This window comes from Bacillus sp. LK2, assembly GCF_001043575.1.
Lineage (GTDB): Bacteria > Bacillota > Bacilli > Bacillales > Bacillaceae_G > Bacillus_A > Bacillus_A paramycoides.
Map to the genome: position 1 here is coordinate 191,752 of NZ_LDUK01000015.1, position 26,482 is coordinate 218,233.

The 26,482-nt window shown below is 34.3% G+C and carries 29 protein-coding genes; 9 read left to right on the plus strand and 20 right to left on the minus strand.

Translation table 11 applies throughout. The annotated features are described in order from the left end of the window. Positions 1 to 104: 104 nt before the first annotated feature. Positions 105 to 1,154 (minus strand): ribosome small subunit-dependent GTPase A, encoded by a 1,050-nt coding sequence (gene rsgA, locus VK90_RS10840; protein WP_048372676.1) that lies wholly within the window; start codon positions 1,152 to 1,154, stop codon positions 105 to 107. A 182-nt stretch (positions 1,155 to 1,336) separates the two neighbouring features. Further along, on the minus strand, positions 1,337 to 1,864 hold the full coding sequence (locus tag VK90_RS10845) for a DinB family protein (RefSeq protein WP_048372679.1): 528 nt from the start codon (positions 1,862 to 1,864) through the stop codon (positions 1,337 to 1,339). A gap of 196 nt (positions 1,865 to 2,060) precedes the next feature. On the opposite strand from VK90_RS10845, the gene VK90_RS10850 reads away from it, so the two are divergent. Both VK90_RS10850 and VK90_RS10855 read left to right on the plus strand, forming a co-directional pair. After that, a complete protein-coding gene (locus VK90_RS10850; RefSeq protein ID WP_048372681.1) occupies positions 2,061 to 2,408 on the plus strand; it encodes a DUF4257 domain-containing protein in 348 nt (115 codons plus the stop codon). A gap of 84 nt (positions 2,409 to 2,492) precedes the next feature. Continuing rightward, on the plus strand, positions 2,493 to 2,717 hold the full coding sequence (locus tag VK90_RS10855) for a hypothetical protein (protein WP_048372684.1): 225 nt from the start codon (positions 2,493 to 2,495) through the stop codon (positions 2,715 to 2,717). A 37-nt stretch (positions 2,718 to 2,754) separates the two neighbouring features. Here the strand turns inward: VK90_RS10855 and VK90_RS10860 are convergent, their stop codons facing one another. Together VK90_RS10860 and VK90_RS10865 are read right to left on the minus strand one after the other, a co-directional pair. Next, positions 2,755 to 3,930 carry an MFS transporter gene (locus tag VK90_RS10860; protein ID WP_048372686.1) on the minus strand — a complete coding sequence of 392 codons (1,176 nt, stop codon included), beginning with the start codon at positions 3,928 to 3,930 and terminating at the stop codon, positions 2,755 to 2,757. 46 nt (positions 3,931 to 3,976) lie between these two features. Continuing rightward, entirely contained in the window at positions 3,977 to 4,915 is a 939-nt protein-coding gene (locus tag VK90_RS10865) for an aldo/keto reductase (RefSeq protein ID WP_048372688.1), read from the minus strand. Positions 4,916 to 5,022: 107 nt separating this feature from the next. Here VK90_RS10865 and VK90_RS10870 point away from each other — a divergent pair, with 107 nt between their 5' ends. Further along, entirely contained in the window at positions 5,023 to 5,331 is a 309-nt protein-coding gene (locus VK90_RS10870; protein ID WP_025149967.1) for an ArsR/SmtB family transcription factor, read from the plus strand. Positions 5,332 to 5,472: 141 nt separating this feature from the next. On the opposite strand, the gene VK90_RS31080 is transcribed toward VK90_RS10870, so the two are convergent. The 7 genes from VK90_RS31080 to VK90_RS10900 all read right to left on the minus strand — a co-directional run bounded on the left by VK90_RS31080 (position 5,473) and on the right by VK90_RS10900 (position 12,578). Next, on the minus strand, positions 5,473 to 5,607 hold the full coding sequence (locus tag VK90_RS31080) for a hypothetical protein (protein ID WP_255300207.1): 135 nt from the start codon (positions 5,605 to 5,607) through the stop codon (positions 5,473 to 5,475). A gap of 309 nt (positions 5,608 to 5,916) precedes the next feature. After that, entirely contained in the window at positions 5,917 to 7,680 is a 1,764-nt protein-coding gene (locus VK90_RS10875) for a glycoside hydrolase family 36 protein (protein ID WP_048372691.1), read from the minus strand. A 37-nt stretch (positions 7,681 to 7,717) separates the two neighbouring features. Continuing rightward, a complete protein-coding gene (locus VK90_RS10880) occupies positions 7,718 to 8,320 on the minus strand; it encodes a YesL family protein (RefSeq protein WP_048372692.1) in 603 nt (200 codons plus the stop codon). Positions 8,321 to 8,368: 48 nt separating this feature from the next. Beyond that, on the minus strand, positions 8,369 to 9,196 hold the full coding sequence (locus VK90_RS10885; protein WP_048372694.1) for a carbohydrate ABC transporter permease: 828 nt from the start codon (positions 9,194 to 9,196) through the stop codon (positions 8,369 to 8,371). Positions 9,197 to 9,211: 15 nt separating this feature from the next. Then, positions 9,212 to 10,171: a carbohydrate ABC transporter permease gene (locus VK90_RS10890; protein ID WP_082147873.1), complete on the minus strand. Its 960-nt coding sequence runs from the start codon at positions 10,169 to 10,171 to the stop codon at positions 9,212 to 9,214. 26 nt (positions 10,172 to 10,197) lie between these two features. Beyond that, positions 10,198 to 11,448: an ABC transporter substrate-binding protein gene (locus VK90_RS10895; protein ID WP_048372696.1), complete on the minus strand. Its 1,251-nt coding sequence runs from the start codon at positions 11,446 to 11,448 to the stop codon at positions 10,198 to 10,200. 101 nt (positions 11,449 to 11,549) lie between these two features. Beyond that, complete coding sequence (locus VK90_RS10900; protein ID WP_048372697.1) at positions 11,550 to 12,578, minus strand: LacI family DNA-binding transcriptional regulator; 1,029 nt, start codon at positions 12,576 to 12,578, stop codon at positions 11,550 to 11,552. Between the two features lie 387 nt (positions 12,579 to 12,965). On the opposite strand from VK90_RS10900, the gene VK90_RS31405 reads away from it, so the two are divergent. The 3 genes from VK90_RS31405 to VK90_RS10910 all read left to right on the plus strand — a co-directional run bounded on the left by VK90_RS31405 (position 12,966) and on the right by VK90_RS10910 (position 15,368). Beyond that, positions 12,966 to 13,157 carry a WG repeat-containing protein gene (locus VK90_RS31405; RefSeq protein ID WP_442853650.1) on the plus strand — a complete coding sequence of 64 codons (192 nt, stop codon included), beginning with the start codon at positions 12,966 to 12,968 and terminating at the stop codon, positions 13,155 to 13,157. A 143-nt stretch (positions 13,158 to 13,300) separates the two neighbouring features. Then, entirely contained in the window at positions 13,301 to 14,164 is an 864-nt protein-coding gene (locus tag VK90_RS10905) for a PucR family transcriptional regulator (RefSeq protein ID WP_048372699.1), read from the plus strand. A gap of 100 nt (positions 14,165 to 14,264) precedes the next feature. After that, positions 14,265 to 15,368 carry an ABC transporter ATP-binding protein gene (locus VK90_RS10910; RefSeq protein WP_048372701.1) on the plus strand — a complete coding sequence of 368 codons (1,104 nt, stop codon included), beginning with the start codon at positions 14,265 to 14,267 and terminating at the stop codon, positions 15,366 to 15,368. A gap of 224 nt (positions 15,369 to 15,592) precedes the next feature. On the opposite strand, the gene VK90_RS10915 is transcribed toward VK90_RS10910, so the two are convergent. From VK90_RS10915 to VK90_RS10925, 3 genes are all read right to left on the minus strand, one after another. Beyond that, positions 15,593 to 16,543, minus strand: coding sequence for a serine protease (locus VK90_RS10915; RefSeq protein WP_048372703.1), 951 nt, complete (start codon positions 16,541 to 16,543; stop codon positions 15,593 to 15,595). Positions 16,544 to 16,719: 176 nt separating this feature from the next. Next, the gene (locus VK90_RS10920) at positions 16,720 to 17,007 is read right to left on the minus strand and encodes an AbrB/MazE/SpoVT family DNA-binding domain-containing protein (RefSeq protein WP_048372706.1); all 288 of its coding nucleotides are present in this window, start codon (positions 17,005 to 17,007) and stop codon (positions 16,720 to 16,722) included. 119 nt (positions 17,008 to 17,126) lie between these two features. Further along, positions 17,127 to 19,007: an FtsX-like permease family protein gene (locus VK90_RS10925; protein WP_048372707.1), complete on the minus strand. Its 1,881-nt coding sequence runs from the start codon at positions 19,005 to 19,007 to the stop codon at positions 17,127 to 17,129. A 270-nt stretch (positions 19,008 to 19,277) separates the two neighbouring features. On the opposite strand from VK90_RS10925, the gene nadE reads away from it, so the two are divergent. Further along, on the plus strand, positions 19,278 to 20,096 hold the full coding sequence (gene nadE / locus VK90_RS10930; protein WP_002171488.1) for an ammonia-dependent NAD(+) synthetase: 819 nt from the start codon (positions 19,278 to 19,280) through the stop codon (positions 20,094 to 20,096). Between the two features lie 44 nt (positions 20,097 to 20,140). Here nadE and VK90_RS10935 read toward each other — a convergent pair whose 3' ends face one another. The 4 genes from VK90_RS10935 to VK90_RS10950 form a co-directional block, all read right to left on the minus strand. After that, positions 20,141 to 20,602, minus strand: a complete 462-nt coding sequence (locus tag VK90_RS10935) for an NUDIX hydrolase (protein ID WP_002171487.1) — start codon at positions 20,600 to 20,602, stop codon at positions 20,141 to 20,143. A 30-nt stretch (positions 20,603 to 20,632) separates the two neighbouring features. Then, complete coding sequence (locus VK90_RS10940; RefSeq protein WP_048372710.1) at positions 20,633 to 20,830, minus strand: DUF4083 domain-containing protein; 198 nt, start codon at positions 20,828 to 20,830, stop codon at positions 20,633 to 20,635. 109 nt (positions 20,831 to 20,939) lie between these two features. After that, a complete protein-coding gene (locus tag VK90_RS10945) occupies positions 20,940 to 22,100 on the minus strand; it encodes a transglutaminase domain-containing protein (protein ID WP_048372711.1) in 1,161 nt (386 codons plus the stop codon). Between the two features lie 156 nt (positions 22,101 to 22,256). Further along, entirely contained in the window at positions 22,257 to 23,009 is a 753-nt protein-coding gene (locus tag VK90_RS10950) for a YwqG family protein (protein WP_048372712.1), read from the minus strand. Between the two features lie 223 nt (positions 23,010 to 23,232). On the opposite strand from VK90_RS10950, the gene VK90_RS10955 reads away from it, so the two are divergent. Together VK90_RS10955 and VK90_RS10960 are read left to right on the plus strand one after the other, a co-directional pair. Then, complete coding sequence (locus VK90_RS10955; protein WP_002171483.1) at positions 23,233 to 23,400, plus strand: YjcZ family sporulation protein; 168 nt, start codon at positions 23,233 to 23,235, stop codon at positions 23,398 to 23,400. 235 nt (positions 23,401 to 23,635) lie between these two features. Then, a complete protein-coding gene (locus tag VK90_RS10960; protein WP_048372716.1) occupies positions 23,636 to 24,601 on the plus strand; it encodes a patatin-like phospholipase family protein in 966 nt (321 codons plus the stop codon). Between the two features lie 106 nt (positions 24,602 to 24,707). On the opposite strand, the gene VK90_RS27620 is transcribed toward VK90_RS10960, so the two are convergent. Next, positions 24,708 to 24,875 carry a DUF3933 family protein gene (locus VK90_RS27620; RefSeq protein WP_002171481.1) on the minus strand — a complete coding sequence of 56 codons (168 nt, stop codon included), beginning with the start codon at positions 24,873 to 24,875 and terminating at the stop codon, positions 24,708 to 24,710. Positions 24,876 to 24,958: 83 nt separating this feature from the next. Continuing rightward, a complete protein-coding gene (locus VK90_RS10965) occupies positions 24,959 to 26,398 on the minus strand; it encodes an aminotransferase-like domain-containing protein (RefSeq protein ID WP_048372718.1) in 1,440 nt (479 codons plus the stop codon). Positions 26,399 to 26,482 lie beyond the last annotated feature (84 nt).

Below are 26,482 nucleotides of genomic sequence, written 5' to 3' on the forward strand. Positions count from 1 at the left end.
TTTGTAAAGTTTAAACAAATAAATTCTTTTTGTCCATATATATGAATAATATTATTATAAAATTTACAAATATAAAAAACCAAAGGAATAAACCCTTTGGTTTTTTATATTTTTTTATGTTGTTTAGAAATCTTTTTCCATCTATCTCGTTCTGCTCTTGCCAGAGTAATGTTTTGTTTTCTCATAACATATGCCAGTTCTCTTTGCAGCTTTTTATAGCTTAGCAAGCGCTCTACTGCTATAAGTCCATTATCTATAGCGCTGCGTACTCCACATCCTGGTTCACCCTCATGTTTACAATCTCGAAAGCGGCATGTTTTTGCAAGATCTTCAATATCAGAAAATGTGGTTTGAATTGCCGCACTTCCTTCCCAAAGTTGAAGTTCCCTCATACCAGGAGTATCAATTACTAAACCGCCACTCGGTAGTTGGAACAACTCACGGTGAGTTGTCGTATGTCTCCCTTTACTATCTTCTTCACGTATATCTCCTGTCTTAGCTACATCTGTTCCTATTAATGCATTTAACAAAGTAGATTTCCCTGCACCTGAAGATCCAACTAAAGCAATTGTTTTACCTGGAGCTACAAATTGTTGTAATGATTCGATTCCAACGTACGCTATGCTATCAATAACGAAGATTGGAACACCGATTGCTACTGCTTCAGTTTCTGTAATTTTCTGTTCCACATCTTCACATAAACTACTCTTCGTTAAAACAATAACAGGCATTGCACCACTTTCATAAGCCAATAGCAAATAACGTTCCATCCTTCTTACGTTGAAATCATGGTTAAGAGCATTTACTAAAAATAGATAATCCACATTCGTAGCTATAATTTGTTCCTCAGTTCGGTAGCCAGCCTCTTGTCTAGAAAAAGAGCTTCTCCTTGGAAAAACGCGATGAATAATCGCCTTTCTCTCTCCTTCTATTTTCTTTATATACACCCAATCACCAACTGCCGGATAATCGCCCTTCGTTAACGCTTCATGACGAAATTTTCCAGACAATTCCGCTACATATTCACCATCATTACAAATAATCCGATATATATGCTTATGCTCAAGTAAAATACGCCCTACTTCATAGTTCTCCACAGCTTGTTCTTCAAAAAAAGAATCCCAGCCGAACGATTCTAAAATATTTTGGTTCAAATTGATATCCTCCCTAGTTTAAGCTAAGTGGAAGGATAGTGCGCTCACTTATATAGTATCGCCCTTTCCATCCACCTTTGTATTTGGTTTATTATTCATATAAGTCAATTTCGCCATAATACATCACCCCGTTCTCATTTTAATTACTCTCATTATATGGAATATATCTTTAAAAAGCTACCTCATTTTACGTAATTTTCAAATAACTTATTTTTTAGCATTCTAATTTGTCCACGATGACTAATTTCATCTTCTAGCACGTGAAACCAAAGGTAGTGCTGATTATACGCTACGCCGTTAGGCCACTTTCTTTCTGACATTAGCCATTCATCATCCTGTTGTCTCAAACACTCTAATGTTTCCTCTCGAACTTTCTGTAAAAGTTGTACATAATACTGTATTTCATAGCCACGAATAAATCTCCCCGCTTCCCCTAAATACAGTGCATCTTCCCATATTTCTAATTCTTCTTTTGTAAAATCACGATTTTGAAAAGAAATAAGCTGATGGACTTTTTCTATAGCAGCTATATGCTTTAGTAAAGCACCAATTGAATTCTCACCACTCGGCATTATTACATCCAATTGCTCCACTGCTAAATCATCTATTTCCTGTAATGTTACTGCCCGCGTATGCTCCATCATACTTACTAGTTCCCCTATATTTTTTGTATAACCATCTACACTTCTTATTCGATAATCTATATACATTTCACGCACCCCTTTCTGAATTCATATTAGTGAAAAAATGCTTCATATAATAGACTGAAATATATCAGATTTTTCTGTTATAATTAAATTGAATAAGCACTTTACCTAAACAAATTTTCTCAATATGCTTATTTGAAATATTAAAAGGATTCAATATGTAAAAATCGAATCTTATTCACTAAAAGGAGTGGATTCGATGGAAATGTATCAATGGCTAACTGCGGTTCTTGTTGGTGGCATTACTGGCTTCGTTTCCCATCTGATCAATAACCAAGGCAAGTTATTGCTCCCACGCCGTCTAAAAACGTTTTTCCACTTTGGGTTTTTAACCGATATATTTACCGGTAGCCTAGCTGCACTGCTTGGACTCGTTTTATTCGATGTCACCACAATAAAAGAAATTATAAAAGTATCTATTGTAACTGCCATCTCAGGTCAAACATTTTTACTTCATCAAGCTTTAGGTGGTGAACAGGCTAAAAATACGCAAATTGGGAAAGCTGATGAGAAAATTCAAGAAATTGACAAACTATTACGACGTTAATCTATACTTTCTTTAAAAATTATTGTTATAATAAAAAATAAATATTTTCTATTGCGTCGTTTGTCAGAAGAAAGGGTGTTTCGTATGACAAAAAAGAAAATAGAAGATTTCTTAACAAACTCCGAAAAAGAGGAACTGCTAGAAAACTATAAATGTTTACGAGAAGCCCGCACAAAAAATGAAGCTAACTATTTTGGTGAAGCAGTAGACCATCTATTAAATAAAGTAAAAAAGCGAATTATTGAAGAAGCAGGAATACATGATGAAAACGCAGCAACAGTTCAATCTAAACGAAAAGCACTGTTTTAGTACATAACTAAAACAGTGCTTTTTCTTTATAACGCTTCTATGATGCAATTCCCTTCTCATTTTTTACAGAAAGTTTTTCACTTTTCCTAAACAAAAGTAAAGAGATTATATATAATAGTGCCGTAAAACATCCTATAAACATAAAATTATGGGAAACAGTAAATAATCCACCAGCTACTACCGCTCCAATCATTTGTCCAATATACATAGAGGCATTCGCAAGTGCTGCACCTGTTCCCCTTGCTGTACTCGACAAGTTTTGTAAACGTCGCATCATTAATACAAATAATATACCTGTTACAAAAAATAAAACGAAAAAGAATAATTCAACAAAAATTATGTTATTTAAGTGTGGCAGTAATACATATAGAAGTGCTGTAAATACAATTCCACCATAGAAAGACATGCTAAAGCCGATTTTATTCAAGATTCTAGACCCCAAAATATTACCTGTTAAATTCCCTAATCCTAGTACGAGCATAGCTGTACCTATTTCATTTACGTACAAGCCAAATTGAACTGCAAGCCAAACCCCAAAGAAAGAGAATGCTGCGAAATTACCAGTCTGAAAAATAAAATATGCAAAATAAGAGAGTGAAACCTTTGAATCTCTAAGTAATTGTTTATAGCGCTGTAAGATTGATTGTTTATTATCCTCTGTTTGAACAGGCTTTATTTCTGGTATAAAAACACCAATAAAAATAACGAGTAATGCTGAAAGGATGCCAATGACAAAGAATGGTGTTGTATAATGTATCGTTGCTAAATAGGCCCCAATTGGTAGTCCAAGAATTTGAGCAACTGATAACCCCGCTGTTGCAATCCCAATTGCTTTCACAATCTGCTTCTTCTCTATTAGGAATGGAATAGATGCCCACACTTGCGGGGATACAAACGCTGCACTTACACCTGCTAAAAACCGAAAAATCAGCATCCATAAAAAACTAGGTGCAATTCCACACAAAAACGTACTAATTGCGAAAAAGGTCATACCTAATATCATTACTTTTTTTCTGTTTAATCCATCTGATATAGGACCAGCGATAAGCGCAAATCCAGCGTATCCTAAAGCATATGAACTCACCATCCATCCTGAAAACTCCGTTGAAACATGATACACCTGTTGTAATGTTGGCAAAAGTGGTGAAATCAAAAATGTATCAGTACCAATCATAAACATTATTGTAAAGAATACACCTAGTACTCTTTTCATTTATGCCATCTCCTTATATATGGAAAGAGGGTGATATCCCTCTTTCCTATCTATCCTCTAATATAGATTCAATTTTTTTCATATCCTTCTCATTCAATGAAACGTCCACTGTTTTTACACTTTCTCTTATTTGTTCTGCACGCTTTCCACCAGGAATAACAGCATCGATTCCTGGTTTATTTAATAGCCATGCTAATGCTAAATGAGACATTGCTATATTATTTTCTTTAGCTAAACCTTTTAACTTTTCAATTTTCTTAAAGTTTTTCTTATATGTATTTTCCTCAAAAAGATTTACGCCATTGCGCCAATCCTTTTCATTCATTTTAAAATTTTCTGTATATTTACCACCTAATATTCCAAAAGCAAGTGGCCCATATGGAATAAATGAAATACCCGCTTCAATACAATACGGTAAAAGTTCTTCTTCCGCAGTACGATCTAGCATATTGTAAGGCGATTGTACAACATCTATATCTCCATATTGATTCGCTTCTTTTAATTGTTCTACATTTACATTTGATATCCCAATTGAACGAATTTTCCCCTCTTCTTTTAATCGGATAAGCTCTCCAATTGAATCTATGTAACTTGTTTCAGAGTTTGTAAAATGTAAATAATATAAATCAATATACTCTGTCTGTAATCTTCTTAAACTATTCTCCACAGCGTTTCTTAAATAGCTTGGCTCATTATTAATATAAACCTCTCCATTTAATAACGGCTGTATTCCACCTTTTGTAGCGAGTACATATTCATGACGCTTTCCTTTTAAAACCTCTCCTACTAATTCTTCTGATCTACCAAAACCATATGAGTCCGCTGTATCAAAAAATGTAATTCCTTGTTGAATTGCCTCTTCAATCATTTGTTTTCCTTCTTCTTCATTCACATTTGCATATAAATTATGTCCCCCTACTGCATTTGTTCCTAAACCCAATTGTGAAATATTTAATCCTGCCTTTTGTAAATTCGTATACTTCATTTTTTCTCCCCCTATATTTCTATTGTTCGATTATATTCGAACAATAGAAATATAGCACTTTATATGTTATAGTGCAACTAGAACAACTTATACAAGTAGGTGAAATGATGCGAACACTATATCATCCTAATCGTGAGGAAATTCAATTTTCCTCTGTCCTATATGCACTTAGCGATCAAATCCGCTTACAAATTGTAAATATGTTACTAGAGAAAAACGAACAATCTTGTGGTGCGTTAAACATTCCAATTGCAAAATCGACTTTATCTCACCATTTCAAAGTTTTACGTGAATCAGGTGTGATGTATACACGTCTTGAAGGTACACAACGTTTTATTTCAATTCGAGAAGAAGACTTAAATGCTAGATTTCCCGGTTTATTAAATGTCGTACTAAACGCGACAGAACCCTACTAAAAAACATCTCATATGAATATGAGATGTTTTTTAGTATTTCCTATGCTTTTTATACAGTGAAACTTTAATCAGCGGGGGTTTTGTTCATCCTTCACCGATTGTTAGCCCTCATTAACCGGGCTTTTACCGGCAGTGGATCTCCTAACTTTCTACAGCCGCTTTATACTTGAGTACAGCACCAATTGTATTCTCACCACTCGGCATTATTAAATCTAATTGCTCCATTGCTAAATCATCTATTTCCTGCACTGTTACTGCCCGCGGATGTTCCATCATACTTACTATATACAGCCGGGTACTATAAATTAGCTACAAAACCATGTGCTCAATTCTTTTTTATTTTATTTTTGTACTGAACCCTTTGATACTTTAAGAATTTGATTACATTTTATACACATCATTAATATAGGACCTCCCACCTGTTTCAATTCCTGTAGTTGCTTATGCTCGCATTTCCCCATATTATTAGCTCCCCTATCATATAATTAGGTCATATGTAATCACCATAATTACCAGGTCCATCCCTAATTTAAAGTCTGTATAAAACGTTTAAACGCCGATATCCCTTCTTCGTCTCCTTTAAATTTAGGCTTTTCTAAAAATTAGAACTCCAGATTTCTCTGTCTCCACCCTATGTAACCCTTTGGATAGATCGGTTTTATGTTTTCGGATTAATTTGCCAGTGCAGCTGTATGTCTCAATTGTTATATTGACAAGATTTGTTTCTAAATCTAGGATGAACTCCTCGTTTAAAGTGCCATTTACAATAATAAATTCCTCGGGAATATTGGTACCAGTCTTAATACAAACATCTGCGTAAATGGCGATTAGTCTGGTCGAGTCATTCACAGTTTCTACTATCGGATAAAGTAATTCCGGTGCAGTAGGCTTTAAATCACCATTTAATAATACGTCTTGGTATTTTTTCGAAAACCCTAGCCAAAACTTTGCCATTTCAAAATGATCTTTATTTAATTTTTCAAAACGCATGGAAAATTGTGGTACACCAAAAATAACATTGATTAATTGCAGTGCCGCATTTTCAGTCGTATCTTCTGGACTCCACATAATCATATCGGAATGAACAGCAGTGTTTCCTGATAGCAAGCGTAGATCCATAATACCAACACGGTTTGTAATTGCATCATTCGGGCAATCTCCTACCCTGAAAATATTTCCATATTTCCTCATATAAGGTCCGATATATCTTTGTCTGAATTCAACCATAATGGATGGCTTAATTAATTTTAAACTTTCCATAATATCAGTAAATAGACGATCCACCGCTTCCTGTACGGATTCATAATCCCGTTCTGGATCAAATTGAATTGCTTGTCCCTTCGCTCGATTTAAATCAAATAAATCAATAAAATCAAATTTAAATCCGTCTAGATCCCACTCTTTCAGAGCTTTTTCGTAAGTAGATATCAAATATTCCCTGACTTCTGGGTAACGTGGATCCAAAACTCCTGCCTGGAGATTATCACTGAAATATAAAATTTTACTTCGGAATCGCTCCCATGTCTTTGAATAGATTCCCACAAATGGTACACTATACCACAATAAATATTTCATCCCCAAATCATGTACTCTCTCAACATGTTCCCTCATGCCCACGATTCTTTTAGGAGACACTTCCCAATCTCCACAATAAGCATAACCACGATGATCATCTTCTGTCTGCCAGCCATCGTCAACGATAACAGCCCCACAACCTAACTGTTTCGCAATCTCACATTGTTTCTCGATTTCATCATCAGATATGTCCTGATGGAAGCTATACCATGTCGAATACATAGGAAGCTTCGCAGTTTCTGGAACAAAGGATGGCCCATATCCATCCATTTCCTCATACCACACGGAAATATCTTGGATTGCTTGATAATAAGGAATATCCCTCATATCGACTCGAATCACTCCATCATAGGATGATTGAACTTTGGATGGCTCTGTAAATAATGTGATTTGCGCTTTCATCGTTCCAGTTTCTTCGTGGACGCCCAAATTAAAATTAACAGTATCCATCGCATTGGAATATGCTACAGCCAGCCTGTTTTGTCCTTCTTGATTATAGAAACAGCCAACCGGGGCTAATACTGTTGCTTTAGAAGAAAAACCTCCATCCCAATCCACACCGAAACTTTTACTACGGGAGGATCCTGGATGCCAATATGATTGAATATCAACAATTGGGTGATGCCAAACTAAATTAACTTTTGGGAATTGAATGGGTTGTTCTGATCCTATATGGATATGAACAAATAAAACTCCATTTTCTTCTCTTTGGTCAATTTTGACTTTGACACTCTCTTCATGAATGGCCTCAATGTTTACCTTTTGTGTGATCATAGCCTCTCCTCCTCTTTTTCTTTTTTAGAATATTGAATTATAGAGCTACACCTTTTAAGCGAGCAAAAATATTTTTTGTAAACAATACGATGACTAGTGCAATACCACTACCACCAAACATGAATAATAGACCTGGATATATAAAAAAAAGAAGTGACATCAGAATGAGAGTGATGATGATCATGATCGTTTTTATCGGATTTGCTATGCCTATTAATGTGGCATATTTAAAATAATGAAATGTTTTTACTTCAAAATGATTAAATGTCTGAATAATATAGAGTAAATTCACTACATAAAATAAAAGCATTGACAAACTCATAAGGGAAAGAACCCTACTTACCAAGGTGTCATACATTTGAAAAAAATAAAGATCCGTCATAAGTATCGATCCTATTAAAACGATGACAAAACCCATTTTGTTCGATTTTTTAAAATTAGATTGATAGGAATTCCAAAAAGTTGCTACCATTTTTGTATCCTTTTTGTTGATCAAATCCATTATTAATTGGAACATAGCAACCGTCGATGGGAATAATCCAAACACCCCAAAACCAATCAATGTAAATCCAATCCACAATAAATTAAGACATAACAATTTCATAATCCATTCTAATAAATGATAAATCCTTGCGATCACGGCCCACTTCCTCCTTTCTGTCTTCCTTGATCAGGTAGGAAATAAACATTATTTGATACCTGTATTTTGAACGCCATCCAGGATAAAGCGCTGTGCTATAAAAAATACTACAATGGGAGGAATACAAATTAATAGAGTCGAAGCCATGATAGAAGTCATATCAACTCCAAACATCCCTTTGAATTGCATGAGTCCCAACGTTAAAGTGTATTTAGTTTGATCGTTCAGAAAAATTAATGGTCCTAAATAATCATTCCATGAGCCTAACATTTGAAACACACCAACAACCACCAATACTGGAGCCATTAACGGAATGAATATCCGAGAAAAAATTTGAAAATGGTTCGCCCCGTCTATGATCGCTGCTTCTTCCATTTCTTTCGGAACTCCTAATAAAAATTGGCGAAGTAAAAAAATGAAATAGGGTGATCCAAAAAAGTTAGGAACAATCAGTGGTTTTAAAGTATTAATCCAGCCCAACTGATTAAATTCCATATATAAGGGAATTGCAGTTACATCCCAGGGAATCATCATTCCTGCTAGTAAAATTAGAAAAAGAATGTCCCTTCCTTTAAAATTGAATCTGGCAAATCCATAAGCTACTAAAGAAGATGATAATAGTTGTCCGATGATGCCTAATCCTGTAACAATCAAAGAATTTGTCAGAAATGTTGTAAAAGGTAAAACAGTCCAGGCTTTATAAAAATTACTAAATTCAAACTGAGACGGAATTAGTTTCGGGGGAAAAACAAATGTCTCAGCAGGGGTTTTTACAGCTGTAATGAACATCCAAAGAAATGGTGCGATAAAAAATAAACAAAAAATAATCAGTATTGTATGTACAATAACCTTCGTTGTTATACTTCTCGTAATCATCATATTCCTCCTTTCCTATTTTTGTTTCTTTTTCATTTCATTTTCATAGTAAACCCAAGTATTAGACGATTTGAAAACCAGTAATGTCAGAGCCAAAATAATTAAGAACATAAACCAAGCATTTGCGGATGCATAACCCATTTTAAAATACTTGAAAGCATTTTCATAAACATACATCGCATAGAAATACGTCTTTCTTAAAGGCCCTCCACCTGTTAGAACAAGCGCGAGTGTTAACTGTTGAAATGCTGAAATGATAGCAGTAATGACATTAAACAGAATGGTTGGACTCAGCATCGGAAGTGTTATTTTACTGAACTTTTGCCATTTACTTGCACCATCTATATCTGCAGCTTCATATAGGTCTTTCGGTATATTTTTTAAACCGGCTAAGAATATCAGCATCATAGTCCCTTGCCCCCAAATACCTGCAAACACGATGGCAAAAAGTGACCAGGTTGGATCATTTAGCCAGTTTGGTCCATTAATGCCTATTAATGATAGTAGATAGTTTAGTAAACCGTATTCTCCATCGTACATCCATGACCAAATCATTGAAAGGGCTACTCCCGAAACAACCGTCGGAAGATAGAATATCGTTCTATAGCCTGAAAGCCATTTTACTTTTTGATTTAATAATATAGCTAGCAGGAGAGCAATACCGATGTTTAACGGTACTAAAATAGCAGCAAACTTAAAGGTAACTCCTAAAGATTGCCAAAAAACTGGATCATTTGTAAACATATCAACATAATTTTTGAAACCAATAAATGTTGGGGTTCCAACAATAGGCCAATCAAAAAAGCTTATGATAAGAGAAAAAATCAAAGGTCCGAACGTAAAACATAAGAAACCTATGATCCAAGGAGAAATGAATAGAAAGGGAGTAAGGTCTCCCCATCTAATCTTTGATAGAATGGATATGGGTCGTTCGGGAACCGTTTGAGTTATTTTATTTTCAGTTTTTATACTCATGAAATGATCCCCTTCTTTCTCTTAAACTATTTTTCCAATGCAGGCTCTGTTAATTTAACCGCTTCATTCAAGGCTTTATCTGCTGAATTTTGCCCTAATAATACACTGCTAATTGCATAATCTAGTTTTTTGTCAACTTCTGTCCATTTGTTTGTAAGTAAAAAGCCTGGAGTATCTGATGATCTTTCAAGCATAGAATAGAATGTACTTAATAACTGATCATTTTTATGACTTTGTTCGGAAACCACACTCTTAAGTACTGGCATATCAGTCTTTCTCATTTTTGCTGCTTCTGCTGATACAAAGTATTTGATAAATTTCCAAGCTATGTCTTTTTCTTTAGAGTCTTTGGCCATTGCAATTCCTGCAGAATGGATAACACCCTTTGAAGGTTGTCCATGAAAGGACGGAATTTCTGCAGTTCCAAAATCCATGCCAGCCTTTTTAAAATCTTCTAAAGGCCAAATGCCGTTCTCGATCATAGCGATTTTCCCTGATTTGAAACTTTCAGTGACTTTATCAGACACAATAGCACTATTTTCATCAATCATATGTTTAAAGTCTTTAAGGATTTCTTGTGTTTTTGAACTATTCATATATCCATCTACCTTTTTGCCATCAGGACTAATGAAACTACTCCCATTACTCCATACATATTCTTGGAATGCATATGAATTATTTTTGGAAGAGAGAACAAACCCATATTGTTTCTTTTCAGGATTGGATAACTTTTTCGCTGCATCACTGAACTGCTCCCAAGTCCAACCAGAAGTCGGAAGAGGTACCCCTGCTTCTTGGAAAAGTTTTTTATTGTAGTAAATGACGCGAGTGGTAAAACCAACTGGAAATCCATAGGTAGTATCTTTAAATTTGTGATAGTTTTTAATATTTGTATAAAAATCATCAAAAGTATTTTTAAAACTAGTGTCTTTATTTACGTAGTCATCAAGTGGCTCCAGAGATTTATAGTAATCTGGATATTTCCACATATACATGACATCAGGGGGATTTTTTGCTCCGAAAGAAGCAGCCAGCTTATCCTCAAACCCGTCAGCATATGCTTCAACTTGCACTTTCACTCCTGGATTCGCCTTTTCAAACTTTTTCGCAATATCTTGTTGGTATTTGAGACTCTCTCCAGTATCCCATGTAGCAAAGCGTAATACTTTCTCCCCACTTTTACCTTGACTAGAAGATTTCTCACTGTTCACGCAAGCAGAAAGCACCATTGCCAAAGAAATAGCTACAATTAATAATAACGATATTCTTTTTTTCAACATAAATCCCCCTATCATTTTTTGAAGATCAATTTTGTCTTTTGTAAAACAATCTTTAGACCTAAATTTAAGAATGCGTTTTCATTTTTTCTTAAATTTTTTTAAATCCCCTCACCTCCACAACTTTTTCTAATAATCAAACTAGTCGGAACCACCACTTTTAATGGCAGTGTTCTCCCATCAATGCGTTCAACTAGAAGATTTACTGCTACTTTCCCCATCTCCTCGGTATGAACTTTTACAGTGGATAATGGAGGAGTAACAAATTCGCATAATTCAATCCCATCAAATCCAAAGATTGCGATATCATCAGGAACTTTTAATCCTGAATCCGTTAAAGCTTTCAAAGCACCAATGGCCATAGGGTCACTTCCAATGAAAAAGGCGGTAGGGAGATTCCCTGAATGGATCGCTTCCTCCATTAGCGTTAAGCCATCTTTCGTTGTCCATTTTCCAATATAAGTATATTCCGGGTTATATAATCCCTGTTTCGTTAGCATTTTTTCATATGTTTTTTTTCGTACATCATGAATCTCTAATTTTCCAGATAATCCACCAATGGTATATGATTGACCACCAATATAACCGATTTTTTTGTGTCCTAAATCCAATAAGTATTGAATAACCTTTTCAGTAGCTTTTTCACAATCTATCACCACTGAATCATATAGTTGTTCGTCAGGAGATACATCGACAAACACTAAATGTTGTACTTGCTTTACTTGATTTTCCACCTCTTCTTGACCTATGACTCCTACTATTATTAATCCATCCAATCCTTCTAAATCCTTTTTATTGAAAGGAGGTCTCAACACTTTCGATAGTTCAATTCCCAATTCAATCATCCTCTTTTCAATTCCATTACGAATGGCCAAAAAATACGGATCATCAAATTCCGATTCCTGAGAAAGATACATCAAAAGCCCAATTTTTCCGTACTGCTTAGGATTGGTAATTTTTTTTCCTATATTTCGTTGCTTTTTAGGTATGTAATCTAACTCTTCTGCAGCCTGAAGAATTTTTTTCCGAGTCTCTTCTGTAACGGATAAAGTTTGATCCTCATTTAACACTCTTGATACAGTTGTTTTTGATATCTGTGCCTTTTTGGCAATTTCATTTAATGTTACCAATATGATTACCTCTTTTTCTTTTTTAGTAAATAAAATTAATAATTTAGTGAATTTTCACTTAAATATAATATATCAGGGGCAAAAAATAAGTGCAATGTTATTTTTGTAATTTTCAATTTATTTTTACCACTATTCACCCATATTGAAATTCAAGGATCCGAAGATTTTAATAACTATTAACATTCACTCATTTTTTATTACGATAAAAAGAGCGAAAAAAGCCCAGTGAATAAATCAATTAATTCAGTAAACTAAAAACAAAAATTTACTGAAGAAACATTCAGCCTCTTCAACTATAATTGAATTAATCTCATTGCTATTGGGGTAGTGAGTGCCATCAAAGGAGTTAATAAAAATAATGAGTGTTTACTCGAGACAAGAACTTTAATGGATCTGGTTTTTAGAAGCGATTTTACGCAAATTACTGAAAGATATTTTATCGATACTAATGGAGAATATGTTTTAAACTGTTCGCGTTTTCATAGTATATCTGGGTTCAGTGAAGGATTAGCTTTAGTAAAAGTGGACCGTAATGGTTTATATGGTTTTATTAATAAGCAAAGAAACATTTTTTTATAAAATATATTCTTTCTATTAAAATCGGATTGATGAAGATTAATCATTAATATAAGATAAAGAAATCCTCCCCTCAAGTTTTTAGTTTACCTTGTCCTACGAATAGCGAAAAATGAAGCCTAATTCATATGAAAGGGCGTGTTCCTATGATTCAAAAATTAAAATCATATTATGGGAAAGATATAAAGATTAATGAAGCCGTGTTGTCTGAGGATTATAGCTGGTTTTTAGTTGAAGAACATAAAGTAGGGATTCGAAAAACTCGATTACATAAAAAGGAACATCTATTGCTTTCATCTATCTTAACACCTATTCATACTGATACATTTTATGAAACAGAAAAAGAAAAATCATGGTATGAAGTATTATATAAAAATAAGAACATCCCTATAGTATCGGTTCGTTTTTTACATTTCTTCACAACGCGCACTATAGTAGAAAGAGAAGAATTTCAATACGCTTTACAGTCTATGTTTCCTGTCACCACTACAACAATATGGGAAACTTCGCAAACTGGCACCCTCATCCTAGAAGAAAATGTACCGGAGTCTGTATTGCAAGCAGCCCTTGATACACTAGAAACAGATTTTTTTATATCTCTATCCTTTTTTATGGGAAGACACTATACACAAACAAATGAAATTGCTCGACTATATCAATGGGAGCGAAATTTATTTTCTGTTCTTTCTCCCTATTTATCGCAAAAAATTATACACATTGAACAACTACTCCCTTATCAATTAATGATCTCATTACCGAAAGAAGAAAGAGAAAAATACACGAATCAATTATTAGCACACATTTCTAATAACAAGGAACTAATAGATAGTGTTAAAGTATTCTTCCAATGTAATTTAAATGTATCACTTGCAGCTAAACAATTATATTTACATCGTAATACTTTACAATATCGAATTGATAAATTCATTGAAAAGACAGGAATTAATATAAAAACTTTTGAAGGTGCAGTAACAGTTTATATGGCTTTTCTTTCATTGGATATTTCGTAAACCTGCATAAAAACCTCTCATTCTTTTGTGCACCCTGCCAATTTACCTACGCCTTAAATAATCTTATAATTCAATTAATTATAAAGAGGAGTGAGTAATCATGACAGAACTTGTATTAGATCATATTTTTAAAGTTTATGATAATAAGACCACTGCTGTTTCTGACTTTAATTTACATATTGAAGATAAAGAGTTTATCGTATTTGTCGGTCCTTCTGGATGTGGAAAATCAACCACTCTACGTATGATTGCAGGTCTAGAAGACATTTCCGATGGTTCGCTTTATATTGATGGAGAGCGTATGAATAATGTCGCTCCAAAAGATCGCAATATTGCGATGGTATTTCAAAATTACGCACTATATCCGCATATGACTGTTTATGATAATATCGCGTTTGGCTTGAAACTACGCAAACTTCCAAAAGAGGAAATCAATCGCCGAGTAACGGAGACGGCGAAAATCTTAGGGCTTGAAGATTACTTAAAACGAAAACCAAAGGCATTATCAGGTGGACAACGCCAACGAGTTGCACTAGGAAGAGCTATCGTCCGTGATGCAAAAGTATTTTTAATGGACGAACCTCTATCGAATTTAGACGCAAAATTACGCGTAAGTATGCGTTCAGAAATCTCTAAACTGCATCGTCGTTTAAATACGACCACTATATATGTGACACATGATCAAACAGAAGCAATGACAATGGCATCACGCCTGGTTGTTATGAAAGATGGGCTCATTCAGCAAGTGGGGACTCCAAAAGAAGTATATGATAATCCTGAAAACATTTTTGTTGGCGGATTCATTGGTTCTCCAGCTATGAATTTCTTTACTGGAACTTTACAAGATAAATATTTTCATATCGAAAATATTCGCTTCAAAGTACCAGATGGTCTACTAAAAACATTAAACAAACAGGGGTATAATGGAAAAGCAATCATACTCGGTATTCGTCCTGAAGACATTCATGATGAACCAATTGTTCTTCAATCTTCTCCTGAATCCACTGTCGAAATTACAGTAGAAGTTGCTGAATTATTAGGTGCTGAAACGATGATTCATGGAAAACTTTCGAATCAAAACTTTATTGCGCGAATTAACGCCCGTTCCGAGATTAAAACTAACGATACACTTCAATTAGCTTTTAGTTTAGCGAAAGCACACTTTTTCGATATTGCTACTGAACAACGTATACGTAATAATTGATGGATGAATTCTTTCTAATTTTGGACAGACTGGTCCCGTAAATCAAGCTCTTCTTTTTTAATTATACGCAGCATAGCTTCTACTTCAGAAAGAAAGAATGATTGTAGCTGTGTCAAAACATTTCGTGAAGAAGACTTAAAATGCTCGGTTACACAGTTTATTACATGCGACAGAACCATACTAAAAAACATCTCATATGAATATGAGATGTTTTTTAGTATTTCCTATTCTTTTAGCAAATCTATTAATCCATTTCCTTCAGATGTACGCTCATACCCTAAAGGCACGGTTCTTTTAATAAGTTGCGCATATATTTCTGGCTCTGATAGCTTTCTACCATATTCTCTCTCGCACTGCTTAATAAGAAGTGCTAACGCCCCAGCGACATGCGGCGTCGCCATTGAAGTACCACTTAATACCGCATATTTCCCCTCTGGATACGTAGATAGTATTCCATCTCCTGGCGCTACTAAATCAATTTCTTGATTTGAATTACTAAAGCATGAAATTTTTCTCTCTAAATTAACAGCACCTACTTCAATTACTTCAGAATACGCACCTGGAAAATCTAATTCTTCAGTATCATCATTACAATCTCCATCATTTCCTGCAGCGCATACGACAAGTACGTCCTGCTTTACTGCATTTTGAATAGCTTCATGTAACTCTGGTACATCTTGCGGACCACCAAGGGACATTGAAATAATTCTCACTTTCTCTTTATTCGGCCCCCTCCAATTCACTGCATAATGAATCGCCTCAATAATTTGCTCATAACTTCCAGAACCGTCTCCTGCTAATACTTTTAATACTAACAATTTAGCAAGTGGTGCTACACCTAAAACACCTACTCCATTTTCAGTGGCTGCAATTGTACCCGCTACATGAGTACCATGCCCATTATTATCAAGATAAGTATTTTGATCCCCTTCATAATCTTTTGTGAAATTTCTTCCACCAATAATACGATCCTTTAAATCTATATGATTTATATCACAACCTGTATCTAAAACGGCAACGACAATGTCTTTCCCTTTTACACTCTTTTCCCATACTTCCGGAGCGTGAATCAGTTGTACGCCTGGTGGAATTTCGTTTACTTGTTCAACCACTTTATTTACGGTAAACGGAATTAATTTAATACCTTTTTGTTTATTTGCTGTACTACTGTTCATCGTAATCCCTCCTGAAAATGTATTATTTTCATTTCAGAACACTAATTTAGATTTAATATTCGTTTTATTCGCTCCATTTTCCTTCCTTTCAAATATTTCTCAATAAACAAAATAAAAGGACCTATTAAATGGTCCTTTTACTTTTCAGTTTTTCAAAAGAATAATATAAATTAATACTAAATCTCACTCTTGTCCAAAAACTGCTCAATTTCTTTTATTACATGTTTTGCTCCTTCTATACTAACAGTAATGTTTCCATTTGCTAATGAAATATTTTGTTCTGAAACATCACCTGTTATTTGACAAGCATTGTAAGGTTGATATTTTTGTAAGATGACTTTGTCTTCTTCTACGAAAATTTCAAGTGGTGATTTAATTTGTATTCCTAATACATCTCGTAATTCTTTAGGAATAACTATCCGTCCCAATTCATCTACTTTTCGAATAATTCCTGTTGCTTTCATGTTACTCCCCCCTTACTCTCTATTAATTTTTTCACCTCGCTATTTTCATTTTATCACTATATATTTGGTAATGGCTGCCTCTTTTTAGAAAATATAGTACAAAAGTTAAAAAAACACATTCAACGAATATTCAATCTTTCTTTCAATTGTTTTAAATAACGAGATCGTATAAGTATGAAGTATATTGCTTGGATACCTATGAAAATACTTAACACAACCATATTCTCTTTAAAAAGTGAGTACTCAAACATTTGTCCTAATGCCGTTAATGCTACTGCCCCATGTAATGTTGCAACCCCAATTGGAACGAAGAATAAAAGCGCTAAGCGAATTGTAACTACTTTCGATAATTCTCCTCTTGTTAATCCAACTTTTCGAATCATTTCAAATAAACGAGCATCATCTTCTAAATCAGAAAATAATCGGAAGTATAGAAAACTTCCTGCACAAACGAAAAATACAATGCCAATAAAGAAACCTACAAATAAAATTGGCCCCGCAATTTGTAAACTTTGATTTTGATCGTACTCTTCTGCACTAAACGTTGAATATTCTTGATAAGGCTTAAGCTGATGCGTAAGCTCTTTACCAATCTCAATTTCATCTTTCGTTCCTTTCGTTTTATACATATAATCTTTTACTTCTGTAAATCCATCTTGTAATAAATCATATTGATTGTTAGAAATCACATACACATTACCCATAAGTATTTTACTTAGTGAAGAAGTATTAATTTTTTTCACTTTTAAAGTCTCATTAATATTTGATAAAGAAATTTCTTTTCTTTCTTTTATCGGTGGTCCTGGTATTTCTGCTGATAAAAATAAAGCTTCTTTACCTGATAATGTATTGAACGGTTCTCCAGTTAACTTCGCATATTCCTCATAATCAGCTTCTTTTATAAAAATGGCGCTTCTTAACGACTGCTCCTCAGTTTTCTTCGATGAAATATTTATTTTTGAAGCTGCTATATTATGTTTCTTTAATCCTTCGTCAATGATTTTCAGATGCTGTGATTCATTACTATTTCCTTGCTTAGAATGATAGTGAAACGAAATTGGTCTGTTCATAATTTCTTTCGTCATTGAAGCAAATCCAACCAATGTACCAATTGCTGAAAATGCTACCGTTGAAATAATCGTTACAATAAAGAACATTCTCGCGTTATCTCTCATACGGTATGCTAAATCTGATAAAGTAATAATATTTGTTCTTGTCCAGTAGAAACGTTTACTTTTTTTACATAATCGAATAATAAAAACGCTTAACTGCTTATACAGTAAATACGTACCAATAATGACTACCGTTGTGACAGGTATCATCATAATAAATACCATTGCACCATGTGACATAAGAGCTCCTACATACCCTGCGCCCAGTAGTACTACCGCTAATATAGAAGAAATAATAGATGCTTTCGGTTCTGGCTTCGCCTCTGCTGATCCTCTAAACAATTGCATAATTTTATTTTTACGAACCATTCCTGCACTAAACAATGAAATGATAATAAATAATACGAAAAACATAACACTCGTTACAGCAATCGCTGATTTCGGTATGTAATAAGATAAAGAAATATCTAATTTTAATAACAATGGAGCTACAAAAATTAATATACCTGAAAACAACATACCTGAAAGAATACCTATAATAATTGCCCCGATACCAATCATGATATTTTCAAAAAAGATAAGTCGCTTTAATTGATATTTCGTCATTCCAAGCATCATTAATATCCCTAGCTCACGCTTTCTCGTTTTTAAAAACATTCCCATAGAATATAAAATGAAGAAAAATGTAAATAAGTAAATAATAGACTGTGCAAAAGACATACTTACAAATACATATTGTCCTAATGTCCCTGCACTTAATGCTGGATGAAATGCAAAAAATGAATAAACAAAAAAAGCCATAATTGCAAATGCACTACTAAAAAAATAAGCCGAGTATGTCCGTCTATTTCGTGTCACATTTCGAAATGCGAGTTCTCTAATATTCATACTACTTCTCCGCCCTTCTACTAACTATGTTTTTATATTAGTAAAGTTCGGAAATATCTTCCATCGATTCAAATGACAAAAACCTTACATTATTGAAAGGTTTAAAAAAATTGCTTATACAAAAAAGTTTACTTATAATTACTACATTCATATTCATACACGCATCCTATTGTATATTCGTTAGTTTTGCGAAATAATAAAGGATAGAAGTATGTACCAATATACATATAAACTTATTAACCGTTTTAATATGAATAGGAGGAAAACATAATGACATTACAAGAACAAATTATGAAAGCATTACACGTTCAACCTGTAATTGATCCGAAAGTAGAAATTCGTAAACGAATTGATTTCTTAAAAGATTATGTAAGAAAAACAGGTGCAAAAGGATTTGTACTTGGAATTAGCGGCGGACAAGACTCTACATTAGCAGGACGTTTAGCTCAGCTTGCAGTTGAAGAAATTCGTAAGGAAGGTGGAAACGCAACGTTTATCTCCGTACGTCTTCCGTACAAAGTACAAAAGGATGAAGATGACGCACAATTAGCATTACAATTTATTCAAGCTGATCAATCTGTTGCTTTTGATATCGCTTCAACTGTTGATGCTTTTTCAAATCAGTACGAAAACTTATTAGGAGATTCATTAACAGATTTCAATAAAGGTAATGTAAAAGCACGTATTCGCATGGTTACACAATATGCTATCGGCGGACAACAAGGATTACTTGTTATCGGAACTGATCACGCTGCAGAAGCTGTAACAGGATTCTTTACAAAATTCGGAGATGGTGGTGCAGACTTATTACCATTAACGGGATTAACGAAACGCCAAGGACGTGCTTTACTACAAGAATTAGGTGCAGACGAGCGACTTTATTTAAAAATGCCAACAGCTGATTTATTAGATGAAAAACCAGGTCAAGCTGATGAAACAGAATTAGGCATTACTTACGATCAATTAGATGATTATTTAGAAGGTAAATCAGTTCCAGCTGACGTTGCAGAGAAAATTGAAAAACGTTACACAGTGAGTGAGCATAAAAGACAAGTACCAGCGTCAATGTTTGATGATTGGTGGAAATAGAACACAAAAAAGAAGCTAATCTCATTTAGCTTCTTTTTTATATGTTAACGATATACACCTACTCTTTTCTCTAATAAATCCTGTAAGCAATCTTCATGTTGCTTATTAAATAATGGCGGCATTTCGTCTAACGGGAAAAACTTCAAATCTAACGTTTCATTTCCGTCTATTTTTTTGCTCCCTCCAACGATTGAAAACTTAAAGAATATCACAATTGACTGGGCTTGATCACCATTCGGATATGTTTGAAAATATTTCGTGTACACTCCAATAAGCTCATTTATTTCTACATCATACCCGGTTTCTTCTTTAATTTCTCGAATCGCAGTTTCCGCAGCCGACTCTCCTATCTCCATTGCGCCACCTGGAAAGCCCCAAGCATTAAAGTCTCCTCTTTTTTGCAGTAATACTTCTCCCTCTTTATTAAATACACAACCACCCGCAAAGTTTAAGAAAACATAATCATGCCCTACTTTTTCACGTAATTCTTTTATATAATCGGCCATTCTCTTCCCCTTTTCATACTTCTTCTATCGTTATTTCTTATTTGTTTCTAGCAATTCAATAATTCGATTTAGCTTCTGATTCATATTGATAACATGCTGTTTTTTTACAGCGGTGTTTTGCAATATTTTTTTGATAAACAAAGTAAATGATATGAAAAACAAAACGATAAGTCCGATTACTAGACAAGTATATATCAATGTAAATATATTACTTTCGAACAAGTTCATTCAGCCTTCACATCCTCTCCTTTTTGATTTTATCACATAATTCTAAATCTTCATAGAATAATCAATAAATATAAAAAGAGCACCTTTTACAGATGCTCTTCTTCATTAATTAATACGTAAATGTAATTGTCGCTAATGAATAACCCGCCATTGCACTATATGGTGCCACTTGATAAGATACACGCTTTGCACCTTTTGGCCAAGTTATTTCATCTAGTACTTTCTTTATATCTTGCATTGTTCCATCCATTGACTGTTTATATCGCACTTCTACTTTTTCTGGCTTGGAAGCAAATTGTTGCTGTAATTTTTTCTTAAATTCATTGTAATTTTCTGCTCCATATTGTGCAGACAAGTACTTTAAATTTGTTTCTTTTAACATCTGTTCATATACAGCAGTTTTTGAACTACCGGCTTTTATTTTGTTTGTTAATTCGTTGAAGTAACTTGTAGTTGCTGCTGGGTATTTACTTCGATCCCATTCATGGTCTTTGCTTAATTGGTCATCAGACATATTAAAATATGAATATGTTACACGCCCAGCTTTATCAGGTACAGGATCATCAAACGTAGTATCAAGGTGGTACCACTTGTTATCAATGTTTACTAAATTCCATGCGTGAGCTTGTCCATTTCCTTTTCCAGTTACAATATGAGATTGAATACCTGCTTCTTTTAGTAATTGATATGTTAACAATGTATATCCTTGGCAAACTGCAGAACGATTCGCTAACGCTTCATATGCTGTATATGCTTGATAAGACGTATCATAGGATACATGTTTCACAACATAATCATGAATAGCTTTCACTTTTTCATGTTCATCCATGCCTTGTTTAATGATAGAATTCACAATTGCTTTCGACTGAGACTTTACATATTGTGTTTGCTCTTTTGATTCACGATACTCCACTTGTAATGTGAACGTATAATTCCCTGGCATCCCTTTTATAGAATATTTAGTAGACGCTACATTATATTTTACATATTCATCAGCATCTACAATTTTACTATACTCTTTATATAATTGATCCATAACATCTCTAGCATTTCTATCTTTCGTTTTATATGCAATTGTAATATTTTCATCTCGATTATCAATGTGTTTTTTTAATTCTTTTCGAAAATCATCCAATAATTTAGCATCTGATTGTGTAGTCACTACAGTCGATGTAGTAGCTGCGTAAGATACAGACGACGCATGTAAGCCACCCATTACAATTGTTGAACAAAGTGCGACAGCCGTCACATACTTATTTGTCTTTCTCATCTCGTCACTCCTTACATTCTATAAATATACGAAAAAAAGCATCGTATATTTTCAGAGTATACAATACTTTTCAGAAAAGGTCATATGAGATTATGCATATTTATTAATAAACATTATGAAAAAAGTTGTTCTTTTAGAAAAAGAACAACCCCTTCTTTAGCAAGTTTGTAACACACAACATGTATTTTCAAAACGTCGATTCTTCAAATCTTCATTTCCAATACAGAAATAAAGCATTCCTAATTCTCCCCAAACCATATTACAATTTTTATAATCAGAATCAATTTGGAATAAAAGCGTCATATGCTGCGGATCTATCCCCATATATTGTCCGATCTCGTACAATACTTCTTCTTGTACGGAGAATGGTTCTCCAAACATTTGATGATTATCATAGTTGTCTGGGATTAGCTCTTCAAGTAATTGCAAGAAACGATCTGAATCCGCCTCATCTTCAATGAAAAGCTCCGGTAATTTATACGTAAGTTCAAATGAAATTGTACATTGAGTAAATTGCACCTGATCTTCATCTGCTCTTCGTAATTGCTCTGCGGGAATATCATAATAAAGTACACGCCCAGCTTCACTTGGATTCACAGCTTCTTCAAAATAATTTTCAATACTAAAGAAATATAACATCCCTGTCTTAGGAAGATTATGATCCATGCCAACGTTTTGTAAATCACTTAAATTAAATTGTGCGATAAAGCGTAATGGATTCCCTTTGTATGTTGGATATTCAAATGCATCCGGCAAATCAGGAACTCCGCCCATCTTCGAACTACCTATCGCAATTGTTTCCTGTTGATTTGGCACAACTTTTATACAAGGAAATATAGTATTTACAAGCTCCTGTTTCAAATGCGCTAGTTCATATTTATCAATTAATACTTCAATTTTCTGCTTCATAAATTCTCCTTACATTTACATACTTATTTGTATCATAGCACAAAGATTATACTCCATTCATTGTAAATTCAACAAGCTCTCAAAAAAACGGGCTCATCCCTCGTACGCGAACAAGTTTAAAAGAGCATAGTATACATTGTTCCTACAAACATGATATCTCATAATTTCTTACAGTATACTTTCCCTCGTTCATTTTCACTTTTAATATAAGGAGGAATTCCACATGGGTTACGGTGGTTACGGTTACGGCGGTAGTTGTGGCGGTTACGGCGGCGGTTACGGCGGTAGTTGCGGTGGATGTGGTTATGGAGGTTTCGCTTTATTAATCGTTTTATTTATCCTTCTAATCATCATCGGAGCTAGCTGTTGGGGCGGCTTTGTAGGCTGCTAGTAAACTTAAAAACTATTGTAAAAAAGCACGTACAATACGTGCTTTTTTGCCATTTCAGAATTTATCCCGCTATTTGCGGGCAGTAAGACTCCCACCTCAAAATTCGGCTGTAAAAAAAGAAGTTAGGTGGGAGGCGGGCTGCCCATAAAAGCTCGATTGGTGAGGGCTAATAATCAGCGTGGAATACCCCCCACTGATTAAAGTTTCACTTTATTATCCGAAAGGGAGTATGTTTATGAAGATTGATGGTGTTTTCGAAGGAGGCGGTGTACGCGGAATTGCACATGTAGGAGCAATTTGTGCGTTAGCCGAAAAAGGTTATGAGTGGGAACGTTTAGCAGGGACATCAGCTGGTGCTATTATCGCAGCACTTCTAGCAGCAGGATACTCCTGTTCCGAATTAAAAACGATTATAACTGACATTGATTATAACAAATTTACTAAGAAGACTTTTCTTGATAGAATTCCCTTTATCGGTAAAGGATTAAGTGCATGGTCTACTCTAGGTATTTATTCAAATGCATTTCTCGAAGAATGGCTCGAAGACCTGCTTAAAAAAAAAGGAATTCATCTATTTACAGACTTACCTGATTTGAATAAACTCAAAATTATCGCTTCAGATATAAGCAATGGTAAAATGGTTGTCTTCCCTGATGATTTACCAAGCTACGGATTTTCGAATTATCGCTTCTCTATCGCTAAAGCAGTACGAATGAGTGGAACCATTCCGTTCCTCTTCGAACCAGTGAAATGGCGAACACCAAAATGGAAACAGCCTTGTTATATGGTTGACGGAGGTATTTTAAGTAATTATCCAATTTGGATTTTCGATTCACCTTCCTCGCCTCGCTGGCCTACCTTTGGATTTCATTTCGTGAAAGATGAAATTCAAGCTGATCCCGCCCACTATGAAGATCCTATCTCCATGTTCAAAGGCTTATTTAAAACGATGATGCAAGCTCATGATTTACGTCATTTAGATAAAGAATCAAAGGCAAGAACTATTACAATTCCAACAGGAACCATTACAAGTACTAATTTTCATTTAACTAAAGAAGAGAAAGAATGGCTCTATAACTCTGGTTATAACGCCGCTAATAATTTTTTACAATCTTGGAATTTCAGGCAATATGTTGATAAATATAGAAACGGAAATCAGGATCAAAAAACAAATCGATTTTTCCGTCAGCTCGACTCATAATATTATTTTTTTCATTAAAGAGAGATCGATACTCTAAATATAAATAAGCCTAATAATTTAGTATGTTATTAGGCTTATTTACTTTCTGCATACTTCCACACATCGTTTAAGGATAAGTTAACCCTTTTGCTTCTTCCGCGGTAATTACTACGTAACGATTTCCTGTTCTTAATCCTAACAATTCAGCTTTTTCAATCGCGTCCTGCTTCGTCTCTGCATAAGCTGCTAAATATTTATCTCCGTCAATAATTTGACAAATCACATATTGTTTCATCCTTTTCTCCTTTTACCTTTTTATCCCGCTATTTGCGGGCTAATAACCAGTGTGGATGATCAAAAATCATATTGATTAAAGTTTCACTTTATTAATTGCGCTACCTTTTTTATCCCAATTTCAATTTCTTCTAAAGTTGCATAAGAATACGAAAGTCGTAAAAATTGGTTCGCACTTCTATCATACAAAGTACCTGGGTTTAATAACACCTTTTCTTGCAAAGCTTTTTCAAATACACTACGATTCGAAAAAGGTAGATTCATATGTAACCAAATATAAAAGCTCCCTGCTGGCTCATGCCAAGTTGCAATTTCACTGCAATACTTTTCTAACATACTTATCATAAAATCTCTACGTTTTTTTAATTCACTTCTGATTAACTGTAAATGTTCATCATACAAACCATCTGTAAACCACTCTGCTGCAATTTGCTGGGATATAGAACTTGAACCATAATCTGTTTGCATTTTTATATCTGCTAATCTTTGAATAACTGGTTCAGCCCCAACAATCCAGCCAATTCTTAAACCAGGACTTATAACTTTGGACATGCTCCCTATATGTAATACTATCCCGTTTTTATCATACGCCTTTAAAGGCTTTGGAACTGGTGCATCGAACCATAAATCTTGATACACTGCATCCTCAATAATAGGTAATCCAATTTCATTACATATACCCATCACTTCTTTCCTCTTCTTAGCATTCATACTAAAGTTCGTCGGATTATGAAAAGACGGAATTGTATATAAAATCGATGCATTAAATTGCTTCATATATTGTGTAATATATGAAGTGTTTATACCATTCTCATCCATTGGCATTCCTATCAAGCGCATTCCTGTTGATTGAAAAACATTAATAGAATATAAATATGATGGTTTTTCTAATAGAATTGATGCTCCTTTTGGAAGTAGCCCCATGGAAATAAGCTGCAGTGCTTGAATTGCCCCTGAAACAATTAAAATAGAGTCAGGGGATACATAAACACCATGCCCTTTTAAATATTCCGCAATTTTTTCTCTTAGATGGCGATTTCCTTTCGGTTCTTCATACCCAAGTGGAACATTTGTCTTCATACACTTATTAATAATTCTCTTCATTTTTTCCTCAGGTAAAAGACTCGGTGAAAGCTCACCAGTTCCTAATCGAATTACATTGGGATAAAATTCAGCTTGGTTAATCTCTTGTATAGCAGGAAGATTCGGGTAATGAAGTCCTGTTTCTACATAAGATTGCCAATTAGGTGGCGGGGCATATGTTGAAGTATTCTCGCTATTATTTATAACAATTGTTCCCTTCCGACCGTTCCCCTCAATATAACCTTTTGCTACTAATTCATCGAACGCCATTACAATTGTACTTCGATTCACTTCAAATGTTTGTGCCAAAGCTCTTTGTGAAGGTAATTTCGTTCCAACTGTCCATTCCCCATTAACAATTCTTCCCTTTATGTATGTTTCTATTTGTTTATATAGTGGAATAGACGAAGACATATTAGGTTTCCATTCTAATCTTTCCATCCTATCACCCCACATTCATTTTGGTTGGTCGACTATCCAACCATATGGATGGATACAATTTCTCATTTCCTCTATACAATATAC

Coding starts and splice junctions, on each gene's coding strand:
- VK90_RS10845 (WP_048372679.1), bottom strand. CDS start 1,864: ATGTATATAGATTATCGAATAAGAAGTGTAGATGGTTATACAAAAAAT.
- VK90_RS10850 (WP_048372681.1), top strand. CDS start 2,061: ATGGAAATGTATCAATGGCTAACTGCGGTTCTTGTTGGTGGCATTACT.
- VK90_RS10855 (WP_048372684.1), top strand. CDS start 2,493: ATGACAAAAAAGAAAATAGAAGATTTCTTAACAAACTCCGAAAAAGAG.
- VK90_RS10860 (WP_048372686.1), bottom strand. CDS start 3,930: ATGAAAAGAGTACTAGGTGTATTCTTTACAATAATGTTTATGATTGGT.
- VK90_RS10865 (WP_048372688.1), bottom strand. CDS start 4,915: ATGAAGTATACGAATTTACAAAAGGCAGGATTAAATATTTCACAATTG.
- VK90_RS10870 (WP_025149967.1), top strand. CDS start 5,023: ATGCGAACACTATATCATCCTAATCGTGAGGAAATTCAATTTTCCTCT.
- VK90_RS31080 (WP_255300207.1), bottom strand. CDS start 5,607: ATGATGGAACATCCGCGGGCAGTAACAGTGCAGGAAATAGATGATTTA.
- VK90_RS10875 (WP_048372691.1), bottom strand. CDS start 7,680: ATGATCACACAAAAGGTAAACATTGAGGCCATTCATGAAGAGAGTGTC.
- VK90_RS10885 (WP_048372694.1), bottom strand. CDS start 9,196: ATGATTACGAGAAGTATAACAACGAAGGTTATTGTACATACAATACTG.
- VK90_RS10890 (WP_082147873.1), bottom strand. CDS start 10,171: ATGAGTATAAAAACTGAAAATAAAATAACTCAAACGGTTCCCGAACGA.
- VK90_RS31405 (WP_442853650.1), top strand. CDS start 12,966: ATGGATCTGGTTTTTAGAAGCGATTTTACGCAAATTACTGAAAGATAT.
- VK90_RS10905 (WP_048372699.1), top strand. CDS start 13,301: ATGATTCAAAAATTAAAATCATATTATGGGAAAGATATAAAGATTAAT.
- VK90_RS10910 (WP_048372701.1), top strand. CDS start 14,265: ATGACAGAACTTGTATTAGATCATATTTTTAAAGTTTATGATAATAAG.
- VK90_RS10915 (WP_048372703.1), bottom strand. CDS start 16,543: ATGAACAGTAGTACAGCAAATAAACAAAAAGGTATTAAATTAATTCCG.
- VK90_RS10920 (WP_048372706.1), bottom strand. CDS start 17,007: ATGAAAGCAACAGGAATTATTCGAAAAGTAGATGAATTGGGACGGATA.
- VK90_RS10925 (WP_048372707.1), bottom strand. CDS start 19,007: ATGAATATTAGAGAACTCGCATTTCGAAATGTGACACGAAATAGACGG.
- nadE (WP_002171488.1), top strand. CDS start 19,278: ATGACATTACAAGAACAAATTATGAAAGCATTACACGTTCAACCTGTA.
- VK90_RS10935 (WP_002171487.1), bottom strand. CDS start 20,602: ATGGCCGATTATATAAAAGAATTACGTGAAAAAGTAGGGCATGATTAT.
- VK90_RS10940 (WP_048372710.1), bottom strand. CDS start 20,830: ATGAACTTGTTCGAAAGTAATATATTTACATTGATATATACTTGTCTA.
- VK90_RS10945 (WP_048372711.1), bottom strand. CDS start 22,100: ATGAGAAAGACAAATAAGTATGTGACGGCTGTCGCACTTTGTTCAACA.
- VK90_RS10950 (WP_048372712.1), bottom strand. CDS start 23,009: ATGAAGCAGAAAATTGAAGTATTAATTGATAAATATGAACTAGCGCAT.
- VK90_RS10955 (WP_002171483.1), top strand. CDS start 23,233: ATGGGTTACGGTGGTTACGGTTACGGCGGTAGTTGTGGCGGTTACGGC.
- VK90_RS10960 (WP_048372716.1), top strand. CDS start 23,636: ATGAAGATTGATGGTGTTTTCGAAGGAGGCGGTGTACGCGGAATTGCA.
- VK90_RS27620 (WP_002171481.1), bottom strand. CDS start 24,875: ATGAAACAATATGTGATTTGTCAAATTATTGACGGAGATAAATATTTA.
- VK90_RS10965 (WP_048372718.1), bottom strand. CDS start 26,398: ATGGAAAGATTAGAATGGAAACCTAATATGTCTTCGTCTATTCCACTA.